This is a genomic window from Vibrio sp. V03_P4A6T147, from assembly GCF_002241085.1.
Taxonomy (GTDB): domain Bacteria; phylum Pseudomonadota; class Gammaproteobacteria; order Enterobacterales; family Vibrionaceae; genus Vibrio; species Vibrio anguillarum.
In genome coordinates this window covers 1-10,774 of sequence record NZ_NDIO01000113.1, presented here as the reverse complement: position 1 = coordinate 10,774, position 10,774 = coordinate 1, and the positions used below count along the sequence as shown (strand labels likewise).

Sequence of the window (10,774 nt, the reverse complement as noted above, 5' to 3'; positions counted from 1 at the left end):
CGTCTATTCCAGATCAGCAAAACAAAGGTTCAATTGACATTTTTATATTTTTTACAGCCATTACAAGCTAACACCAAAAATGTCGCATCAACACAAATTTTCTTCATTTTGTGAGCAATAAATTATTTAGTTTTACTAAAAAATCATTGTTGCATCCAAGATTCTAATTTATCTCCAGTTTGAGACGGATTTCATTAAACTGTAAAAAAACAGCCATCAATTACTCACTTAATCGCAGCCAGATTGTCATCTTCCCTCTCTAGCATAAGCACAAAGCATAAAATGCGAGGTTGCTATGCTCACGATAAGCCCTTTTAAATTACCGAGAAAAACGCCGTTTGGACTAGGCGAACACTTCACTGAGTGGGCGACAGGCCTAACTCGTTTAGATAAGTTTTATGCACAACGCCCACCCCATTGCGATACCGCAACATTTTTGCGTTTTACGTTAGAGGTATTGGGTATTGACTACCAAGTGGTGAAAGGATCATTAGCTCAAGTTCCCACTCAAGGCGCGACAGTCGTTGTTGCAAATCACCCACTTGGTTGTGTGGAAGGCGTTATTCTGGCTGAGATGCTGCTTTCAATTCGCTCAGACGTGCAGATATTAGCCAATCACTATTTAAAAACCGTACCAGAGTTAGATTCGCTGTTCATTGGTGTGGATGTTTTTGAAGACAAAGCCGCGCAAAAAGCGAATATGCAAGCCTTGAGAGCCGCCAATAAACACCTTGCTCAAGGAGGGCTGCTATTGATGTTTCCTGCGGGCGAAGTGTCACAACTGGTTGATAGTAAAACGCAGAAACTGGAAGACAAACAGTGGAGCCGTTCAGTCAGCCGACTGATACAAAAGCATCAAGCGACGGCGTTACCAGTGTTCATCAACGGGCAAAATTCGAAACGCTTTTACATGGCTGGAAAAATCCACCCGCTACTAAGAACGTTAATGTTGGGCCGTGAACTGCTCAATAAAAAGCATCAGCGCATCGAAATCGCCATTGGCGATGCGATCAATCATAAAGAAATCCAACATCTGTGTGATGAGACGCTGGTCAGCTATTTAAGGCTCAACACCTACCTTTTAAGTCACATCAGCCCAACCAAGCGCAATAAAACCAATGATGAGCCGTTACAACCCATTGCGCAGCGGCTCCCCCTAAGCGCTTTGTTACACGATATTGAGCAGCTTTCTTTTTCTGATCATCTATTAAGGCATAACGAATTCGATGTGTATTGTACCAGCGCGGAAAACATCCCCTCGTTACTGCACGAAATAGGACGAGTGCGAGAGCACAATTTCAGGCTGGTAGGTGAAGGCACTGGCACCGCGCTCGATATCGATCAATACGATCGCAACTACCTGCATCTATTCATTTGGGATCACGAAGCGCAGAAATTGGTCGGAGCTTACCGTTTAGGCTTAGTCGACCGTATTGTGCCGATAAGCGGTATTGCAGGTTTGTACTCACGAACGCTGTTTCAGTATGACCACCGCTTTCTCAATACCATAGGTAATGCAATTGAAATGGGGCGTTCAGTCGTCGACATCGAGTATCAAAAAAGTATGGCTCCGCTATTGCTGCTTTGGAAGGGAATCGCAACCTATGTGCACCGAAACCCGCACTATACGCACCTATTTGGACCCGTAAGTATCAGCAATGATTACAGTGAAAGTGCGCGCCGTTTATTAGCCGACACAATGACGCAGCACTACTACAATAACCAACACGCCCATTTGGTAGAGGCAAGTAACCCACTCCCCAAGCAACAAGCCCCTTGGAATGCCAGTTTGCTGAGTGCATTGGCTGATTTACAGCTGCTTTCAAAAGTGATTGCCCGGTTGGATGAAGGGAAAAGCGTACCAGTGCTACTGCGTCAATACCTCGGTTTAAATGGCAAGTTAGTCAGTTTTAACGTAGACCCTGATTTTAATGATTCGTTAGATGGCTTGATTGTGGTCGATTTACGCAACGTTCCGGTGCGCAGCTTAAGCCGCTACATGGGCACCAAAGAAGCATACGAATACCTCACCCATCACGCGCTTTAACCCTGTGGTTCGGGTTGTTTATACCTCCTCTTTTTAAGGGGAGATATCCCTATAACACACTCCCCCAACCTAGCACTCCTTTTGAAGAAAACAGAGCGGAGTTTCACATGTTGGATAGCACTATCAGGGGCGCTTTCAAATTAAAAATGGCTTACTCCCAACGCTCACAAAACTAATTCCCTCCCCTAAAAGGGGGAGGAATAGAACCGTTATGAGTTTCTACTTTAGAAGCATTAAGTGGCAGAAGCGGGTTTGTGCCGAGTCGCTTGTTTACATCACCTCGGCCAAGTGTTTGAGCAAAGAAAAACGATGAAACTTTATTGTCTTCCGACAATATGTGCTCTAACCACCTTGTATCACTCAACCGTTACGGCTTTGGCGAGGTTACGAGGTTGGTCGACATCCGTGCCTTTGATCAATGCGACATAGTAAGAAAGAAGCTGCATTGGAATGGTGTAGTAGATCGGCGCGGTAATTTCACTCACGTGTGGCATGGTGATGATTTTCATTGTTTCATCAGCCGCAAAGCCGGCGTCTTGATCGGCAAACACATACAGCAAACCGCCACGAGCACGCACTTCTTCAATGTTCGATTTTAGCTTCTCTAACAGCTCGTTATTTGGTGCAACCACAACAACGGGCATATCAGCATCAATCAGCGCTAATGGGCCGTGCTTTAATTCACCCGCCGCGTATGCTTCAGCATGAATGTAAGAGATTTCCTTCAGCTTTAATGACGCTTCAAGCGCGATAGGATAAAACTCACCACGGCCCAAGAATAGAGTGTGGTGTTTATCTGCGAAATCTTCAGCCAGTGCTTCAATCTGCTTTTCATAGGCAAGGGCTGCATTAATTTGTGCAGGCAGTGCATGCAGAGCTTCAACAATTTCCGCCTCTTTTTCTTTATTAATGCACTGCTTTTGTTTACCAAGAGCGGTCACTAACATTAACAAGGTTGCAAGCTGAGTAGTGAAGGCTTTGGTTGATGCCACACCAATCTCTGTTCCGGCGCGAGTCATGAATGCAAAGTCAGATTCACGAACCAGCGAAGAACCCGCTACGTTACAAATAGTCATCGCGGCCATGTAGCCTTTTTCTTTCGCCAAACGCAAAGCGGCTAAGGTATCTGCCGTTTCACCGGATTGAGAAAGCGTGATCAACAAGCTATTTGGACGAGTGACAAATTTCCGATAGCGGAATTCAGAGGCAATTTCCACATCGCAACTCACGCCTGCCAATGCTTCAAACCAGTAACGCGCTGTCATGCCTGCGTTGTACGACGTTCCGCAAGCGACGATTTGTACATGTTCCACTTGGCTAAGAATTTCGGCAGCGTTCACGCCAATGCTTTCTGTCACTACGCTGTCTTTGGTGATACGGCCTTCCATGGTGTTAATCAATGCCGTTGGCTGTTCAAAGATCTCTTTTTGCATGAAATGACGATATTTACCTTTATCGCCAGCGTCATGCTCTGCGTTAGATTCGCTAATTTCACGCGTCACCTGTTCGCCGTTTGCAGCAAAAACCGTCACATCGCGGCGCGTAACTTCCGCGACATCACCCTCTTCAAGATACATAAAGCGGCGTGTAACATTCAGCAAAGCTAATTGGTCTGAAGCTAAGAAATTCTCACCAACACCGAAACCGATCACGATCGGGCTACCAGAGCGAGCAACCACAACACGGCTTGGATCTTTGCGATCAAGCACCACAGTACCGTAAGCACCCTCGAGTTGTTTAACCGTTTTTTGCACCGCTTCAAGCAGTGAACTGGCCGTGCGCAGTTCCCACTCAACAAGGTGAGCAATCACTTCAGTATCGGTTTGCGATTCAAAAAGGTAGCCGCGTTCACGCAGAACATCACGTAGCGTTTCATGGTTTTCGATAATGCCGTTATGCACAACCGCAATATCGCCCGACATGTGTGGGTGAGCATTAATTTCGGAAGGTTCTCCGTGTGTCGCCCAGCGCGTGTGCGCAATGCCTGTGCCTCCGGCAACATGTTGCTTTTCGACTGCATCGGCTAGCTCTTGCACTTTGCCTAAACGACGAACGCGCGTTAATTGGCTCGCACTATCCACCACAGCAACACCGGCTGAATCATAACCGCGGTATTCCAAGCGGCGTAGTCCTTCCACTAAAATTTCAGCCACATCTCGTTGTGCTACTGCACCGACGATTCCACACATAAGGTTTTTACTCCATTTTAGATTTATGCTTCATCCCTAAAGCCGCAAGCGAAGGCCTTTATTTAGGAATGGTTGAATAGGGGTTAATTAGGCTCGGATCACTCGCACTTGGTGCGATTCAATCAATGCGGCATCTTGAACGGTTAGATCGTTATCGGTCACTAACACGTCGATATGCTCCCAAGCGAGCTCAAGGTTGGGAATTTTTCGGCCAACTTTGTCTGATTCGATCATCACGATCACTTCTCGTGAGACTTCGGCCATCACTTTGCTCAGGCCAATCAGTTCATTGAAGGTGGTGGTGCCACGTTCAAGATCAATACCGTCAGCGCCAATAAACAGTTGGTCAAAATCGTAAGAACGCAGTACCGATTCAGCCACTTTGCCCTGAAATGACTCGGAATGGGTATCCCAAGTACCGCCCGTCATTAATAGTGTCGGTTCACTTTCTAGTTCATTAAGGGCATTCGCTACGTGCAATGAGTTGGTCATCACAACCAAACCGCGTTTATCATTCAGTTGCTGAATTAATGCTGCCGTAGTACTACCACAGTCAATAACGATGCGATTGTGGTCTCGAATTAACTTAGCCGCCGCCTTAGCCAGCTTTATCTTTCGATTCGAAACTTTAGGATTAAACTCATCATTGACCACCTCTTTAGGCAGTGCAATCGCACCACCGTAACGGCGTAAGAGTTGACCGTTTTTCTCTAAAGAGGCCAAATCCTTTCTAATCGTCACCTCTGAGGTTTCAAACTGAGCAGAGAGTGCATCAACACTGACCTCACCCTGTTCATTCACAAGGTTAGCGATGGTATGTCTTCTCAGTTGTGTATTTCGTTTCGACATTTATATTTTTCTTCAAGATTACGAATCGAAAGCAATATTAATCGAATCGAAACTTTATTGTCTATTTATTTCGATCTAAAAAATTAATAATTCACGCTAAAACCTTGTCCTAAGACAATTCTTAGGCAGTGATATTGAACTCATTAGGTGGTAGAATTCGCGCCGAAAAGAAAAAAAATTACAGAATTGACTGTTATTCTTTTGCAACTTAACCGATTTAAACTCAATAAGTGGCAAAATAACGCTATAAAATCGACAATGCTTGGTCATAAAATGACTAAACTGTTGAAAGACTTTCAGCTCTAATGTCACAAAATCACATTAATATTGTTGGGTAATAGATAAGAAAAATTGCCGCTTGTGATGACGCTAGAACACTCAACCAACTTCAAATTGTAATCATATTTACCGGAGAGAACCTTCCATGAAAAAGACCAAAATCGTATGTACGATTGGCCCTAAAACTGAATCTGTAGAGAAGCTTACTGAGCTAGTGAATGCTGGCATGAACGTTATGCGTTTGAACTTCTCTCACGGTGACTTCGTAGAACACGGCACTCGTATTGCGAACTTCCGTAAAGTAATGGAAAACACTGGTAAACAGCTTGCGATCCTTTTAGACACTAAAGGTCCTGAAATCCGCACCATCAAACTAGAAAATGGTGATGACGTTGATCTCGTGGCTGGCCAGGATTTCACTTTCACTACTGATGCAACCGTTGTAGGTAACAAAGATAAAGTTGCCGTGACTTACTTAGGTTTTGCTAAAGACCTTACTGTAGGTAACAAAATTTTGGTTGATGACGGCCTGATTGAAATGGAAGTGATTGCAACCACAGAAACTGAAGTGAAATGTAAAGTGCTGAACAACGGCGCGCTAGGTGAAAACAAAGGTGTTAACCTTCCTAACGTTTCAGTGAACCTTCCAGCTCTTTCTGAAAAAGATAAAGCAGACCTTAAGTTTGGTTGTGAGCAAGGCGTTGATTTTGTTGCAGCTTCTTTCATTCGTAAAGCTGACGACGTACGTGAAATCCGCGAACTGCTAACAGCAAACGGCGGCGCAGATATCCAAATCATCTCTAAAATTGAAAACCAAGAAGGCGTTGATAACTTCGACGAAATTCTTGAGCTTTCTGACGGTATCATGGTTGCTCGTGGCGACCTAGGTGTTGAGATCCCTGCTGAAGAAGTTATCTTTGCACAGAAGATGATGATCGAAAAATGTAACCGCGCACGTAAAGTGGTTATCACAGCAACTCAAATGCTTGATTCAATGATCAAGAACCCACGTCCAACTCGCGCAGAAGCTGGCGACGTAGCCAACGCGGTAATGGATGGTACAGATGCAGTGATGCTTTCTGGCGAAACAGCAAAAGGTAAATACCCTGTTGAAGCGGTCACTATCATGGCGCAAATCTGTGCTCGTACAGACCGCGTTCTACAAGCTGAGTTGGGTTCTCGTTTAGACAGCCCACGCCTACGCATTACTGAAGCCGTATGTAAAGGTGCAGTAGATACTGCTGAGAAATTGGCGGCTCCACTTATCGTGGTCGCAACTGAAGCGGGTAAATCAGCTCGTTCAGTGCGTAAGTACTTCCCAACTGCGAACATCATTGCTGTAACTACTAACAAGAAAACGGCGGCTCAACTCGTTCTAACTAAAGGTGTAACACCGGTTGTTGTTGATACTATCGACAGCACTGATGCGTTCTACATCAATGGTAAAGAGATTGCACTGGCTTCTGGTCTAGGCAAGAAGGGTGACATCGTAGTGATGGTTTCTGGTGCACTTGTTGCCTCAGGTACAACCAACACAGCTTCTGTTCACGTTCTATAATCGAACGTCGAATACAAAGCAGAAAAAATCGGGGCTTGCCCCGATTTTTTATTTTCGCTATTTACGCTTTACTTACCAAACCCATCACTCTTTGTGGTATGCCTTAAGCAAGATCATCACTGCTTTTGCACAGTGAAATTCGATTTCGCCCTAAGGTTTTCGCCTCATATAAAGCAATGTCAGCGCATTTATACGAGCGTTTACCATCTGCGGTTAAGTCAGTAAAGCCAGCGCTGATAGTCACGGTGAGGCTTTGCTCTACCGCTACTCGTAATCGGTCTAGGACAGTCTCGGCTTCTTCTACAGAAGTATGCGGCATAATAATCGCAAACTCTTCACCGCCAATACGTGCCAGAAAATCCGTGGTACGCAATGTTTGGCTCAAAATCTCACCAACTTTAATAATGACGCGATCACCTTCATCATGTCCTTGTTCATCATTCACTCGTTTAAAGTAATCAATATCAATTAAGACAAGGCAAACCTGATGGCTTTCGGGATAACGTTGAACGAGGTGCGTATGATGCTGCAATTCTGCTTCAAATTTACGCCGATTCCATAACTGAGTTAACGCGTCTTTTTCGCTCAATTCTCGTAATCGGTTTTCAAGCTCTTTGTGCTGAGTAATATCGACTAAAGACGTAATATAATAACTGACTTTAGTCGCCTCTTTAATCGCTTGAATTCTCATGATGGCGGTTAGAGTCTCACCTTGCGTATTGACCATTTCTACTTCACCTTCCCAGAAATGTTGCTGCGATACCTCTTCAAGCACCTCGAGCATAAACTCCATACCATTTGGACTGAGCAGTAACTTTAATGCGTTACTGCCTTTTATCTCGTCAATAGTCAGACCGGTAATCTTTTCAAATTCGCCATTAACCATCATAACTTTGTGTTTTCTGTCTGAGATCATCACTGCAGACATACCATTCAAGGCCGCTCTTGCCAGTTTGCTTTCAATACTTCGATGATGGTAATGCAACGCCATAGAAACCATGGGAAGCGCAAAAATGAGTATAACGAAGAAGACAAAAAAAGCTTCTTTGATTAAATCGTTGACGTCACGCTTCGCTCGATGATCTAATTGCTCATCGGTGAGTTGAATCATCAAAAAAACAGGTTTCAATGAAGCAAATTTAAGGGTTTTATAAACCGTAACCTTGCCATTTTCGAATACATAGCCAGAAGGAGTTGTCTGCATCTGTTGCCAGGTTTTCGGTAATTGAAGTGCCAGATTTACGTGCTGGTTAGAGGGTAATAAATCTCCAAATAATTTGGTTTTATCGCTAGAAGACAAGTAGAAACCGGAGTCGCCGATAAGCTCAGGAGTTAACTGTGGATCACGCGTATGAGTTAAGCGCGAAGATTGTGACCAAATATCAACATTGAGAACCAAATAGCCTTTTCGCTCCCCTAATACGGTAACTGGCGTGATTACGCATAGCATAGGCTGTATAGCCGCTGCACTCGGAGCATCTGCCAATGTAATGCCCCATACACCCACATCTCCTTCTGAGAGATTTTCTGCAAAAGCAATGTAGTCATGATGTGAGCTGTCTTGCTTTGTTTTTACACTAGAAGCTAAATGATTAGTCGCAGAATAATGAATCCGAAGTTGTTCATGCCCAAATACGTCTAAAAGCGCAATTGAGCTATACCATGTCTGTTTTTCAGCAACAGAAGACCAGCTTTTTTCAAGACTCTGTTGGTTAGCCTCTGAAGGAGAGAAAATAAATTCATACAAACTTTGACTGCGACTAAGTAAATCAACAATGGAGCCTACTTGGGCTTTCAAACCCCGGTATTGATGTTCACTCTCATTTAGTTGATCAAACGCCTCCGCTACCGTGTTTTGCGTTGCGTTGTCTTTCACTTCTTGGTAGCGCTGATAGTAATACCCAGTCACTATTGCGCTGAATAAGAAACAAATGATGAGAAGAATGCTGATTATTTTTGTGTATCTCATGACTTGTCTAAATATTAACCCTAAATAGTGATGAGCGGATTATAGCATCTTAAAAAATAGACAAAACAAAAAGCTACCGATTAATAATACAATCAATTTATGGAAGTAAAGGCTCATTCCATCCAGTTTAAATTAACCAATTAATCAGTAGCTTAGGCAAGGGCTTAGTTGTTTAATTGATAGACTACGTCCACCCTATCGCGAATAATAAGCGTCGAGTCTTGGTAGCTATTGGATTCAGATTTTGCATCCATTGCCATAGCACGCATCATGATCGGCTGCACGCTGGGCGAGTTGTAGTCTATCTGCCACACATCACCTAATTTCAACTTAAATCCTTCCGCCAATGATAGTGCTTTGGTATTCGCATCTTGAATCGCCGCTAGCCGGGCTTGTTGCTGGTATTGCTCTTGATTCCGAACTTTAAGTTGAATATTGTCGACTTGGTTAATGCCCTCACCGAGCGCTACATCAAGGTATTGATTAAGCTGGCTTAAATCTTCAACCTCAACCGTGACACTTCTTGTTGCTTGATAACCCACTAACTCAGGTTTACCAGATTTAGGGTAGTGATATTGAGGGGCAAGGTAGAGATTTGAACTCGATATTTGTTGGGAAGTCACACCGGATTCTTTCAAACGCGCCACAAATGCTTCTACCACTTTGTCGACCGCTCTTTTTGCCTGCTCCGCCGTCAGCGTCGATTCAACCACTTTAACTGAAAACTCAGCCATATCAGGTACCGCAACGACTTCACCATAACCTGTCGTTGAAAGATGAGGAAAATTCATTTCCTGCGCCATAGAACCAAAACTGAGCAATCCAGATAATAGCGTTACACTTGTCATTAATTTCATGGGAGTTACCTTACTCAAATGGGTGAATACATCATAGGCGATACTCTATATAAGCACAGTTAATAGCTTATGAAATGACACAACTTTGACGTTGAACTTTTGTCATTGCGGCAACACTTGGCGAGCATATTGAACAATGGCCTGAGAAATTTCCTGTAATATTCCCGTTTCTAACTGCCAATGATGCCAATAAATACGGTTGGTTAAAATGAACCCTGGTGTAATGTCGGTAAGCGTGCCTATTTCGAGCTCTTGTGCTATCTGTAAGCGGGGGATCAAACAATACGCCGCACCGGATAGGGCTAATTTAACAAAAGCTTCTGAACTACCCACGGTATGGTTTATGACGGCATCTCTTGGCACATTGAAGTGATCATGCAAATATTTTTTATGCAGATCATCATACTGATCATACGATACCGCTGGTGCTTTTTTTAAAGTATGAAAGTTCACACCTTGAGAAAAATAACGCTGATAAAACTCCGGGCTGGCAACACACACATAGTCCATTCTACCTAAGTAGTCAGCATGACAACCAGGAATGGCTTGCGATTCTAAGCTTATTGCGCCAGCTACTTCGCCATTTTTAATTTTTTCGATCGTACGTGACTCACCGAAAACCGTCAGGTTCAACTCAACTTGCCGCGTTTTCATCGTATTCGATAACGCAGGAAGTAACCAAGTAGCCAAACTGTCCGCATTAGTGGCAATAGCTATTGAAACGGGCCGCGTATTCTCCTCATTCATCAATTCAGGCACCAGTTCATTTTCAAGCAAACACACCCTACGATACAGCCCTAGCAATTTTTTTCCCACCAGCGTTGGCCTTGGTGGCTGCTCTCGAATCAGGACCGGTTGGGCGATAAATCTCTCTAATTGCTTGATTCTTTGAGAAATAGCCGATTGTGAAATATAGAGATTTTCAGCGGCTCGTTCAAAGCTTCCTTGTTGCAGTACCGCATCTAATGCCTCAATCCATTTGTAATCTAGCCCTCTCATCCTAGGCTCCTTTTTATGGTTATTAGT

At 43.9% G+C, this 10,774-nt stretch carries 7 protein-coding genes; 2 read left to right on the top strand and 5 right to left on the bottom strand.

What is annotated here, in order from left to right:
* Positions 1–295: 295 nt before the first annotated feature.
* On the top strand, positions 296–2,047 hold the full coding sequence (locus tag B9J84_RS04475) for a lysophospholipid acyltransferase family protein (protein ID WP_094123625.1): 1,752 nt from the start codon (positions 296–298) through the stop codon (positions 2,045–2,047).
* 356 nt (positions 2,048–2,403) lie between these two features.
* Here B9J84_RS04475 and glmS read toward each other — a convergent pair whose 3' ends face one another.
* Both glmS and B9J84_RS04465 read right to left on the bottom strand, forming a co-directional pair.
* On the bottom strand, positions 2,404–4,236 hold the full coding sequence (gene glmS, locus B9J84_RS04470; protein WP_017045440.1) for a glutamine--fructose-6-phosphate transaminase (isomerizing): 1,833 nt from the start codon (positions 4,234–4,236) through the stop codon (positions 2,404–2,406).
* Positions 4,237–4,323: 87 nt separating this feature from the next.
* Positions 4,324–5,085, bottom strand: a complete 762-nt coding sequence (locus B9J84_RS04465; RefSeq protein WP_013857797.1) for a DeoR/GlpR family DNA-binding transcription regulator — start codon at positions 5,083–5,085, stop codon at positions 4,324–4,326.
* 424 nt (positions 5,086–5,509) lie between these two features.
* On the opposite strand from B9J84_RS04465, the gene pykF reads away from it, so the two are divergent.
* The gene (pykF, locus tag B9J84_RS04460; RefSeq protein WP_026027602.1) at positions 5,510–6,922 is read left to right on the top strand and encodes a pyruvate kinase PykF; all 1,413 of its coding nucleotides are present in this window, start codon (positions 5,510–5,512) and stop codon (positions 6,920–6,922) included.
* A gap of 103 nt (positions 6,923–7,025) precedes the next feature.
* On the opposite strand, the gene B9J84_RS04455 is transcribed toward pykF, so the two are convergent.
* The 3 genes from B9J84_RS04455 to B9J84_RS04445 all read right to left on the bottom strand — a co-directional run bounded on the left by B9J84_RS04455 (position 7,026) and on the right by B9J84_RS04445 (position 10,747).
* Complete coding sequence (locus B9J84_RS04455) at positions 7,026–8,891, bottom strand: sensor domain-containing diguanylate cyclase (protein ID WP_094123624.1); 1,866 nt, start codon at positions 8,889–8,891, stop codon at positions 7,026–7,028.
* A gap of 164 nt (positions 8,892–9,055) precedes the next feature.
* Entirely contained in the window at positions 9,056–9,748 is a 693-nt protein-coding gene (locus B9J84_RS04450) for an oxidative stress defense protein (protein WP_038148141.1), read from the bottom strand.
* A 102-nt stretch (positions 9,749–9,850) separates the two neighbouring features.
* Positions 9,851–10,747, bottom strand: coding sequence for a LysR family transcriptional regulator ArgP (locus B9J84_RS04445; protein ID WP_017045436.1), 897 nt, complete (start codon positions 10,745–10,747; stop codon positions 9,851–9,853).
* Positions 10,748–10,774 lie beyond the last annotated feature (27 nt).

Excerpts from the sequence above, each read along its gene's own strand:
- B9J84_RS04475 (WP_094123625.1), top strand. The coding sequence starts at position 296 with ATGCTCACGATAAGCCCTTTTAAATTACCGAGAAAAACGCCGTTTGGA.
- B9J84_RS04455 (WP_094123624.1), bottom strand. The coding sequence starts at position 8,891 with ATGAGATACACAAAAATAATCAGCATTCTTCTCATCATTTGTTTCTTA.
- glmS (WP_017045440.1), bottom strand. The coding sequence starts at position 4,236 with ATGTGTGGAATCGTCGGTGCAGTAGCACAACGAGATGTGGCTGAAATT.
- B9J84_RS04465 (WP_013857797.1), bottom strand. The coding sequence starts at position 5,085 with ATGTCGAAACGAAATACACAACTGAGAAGACATACCATCGCTAACCTT.
- pykF (WP_026027602.1), top strand. The coding sequence starts at position 5,510 with ATGAAAAAGACCAAAATCGTATGTACGATTGGCCCTAAAACTGAATCT.
- B9J84_RS04445 (WP_017045436.1), bottom strand. The coding sequence starts at position 10,747 with ATGAGAGGGCTAGATTACAAATGGATTGAGGCATTAGATGCGGTACTG.
- B9J84_RS04450 (WP_038148141.1), bottom strand. The coding sequence starts at position 9,748 with ATGAAATTAATGACAAGTGTAACGCTATTATCTGGATTGCTCAGTTTT.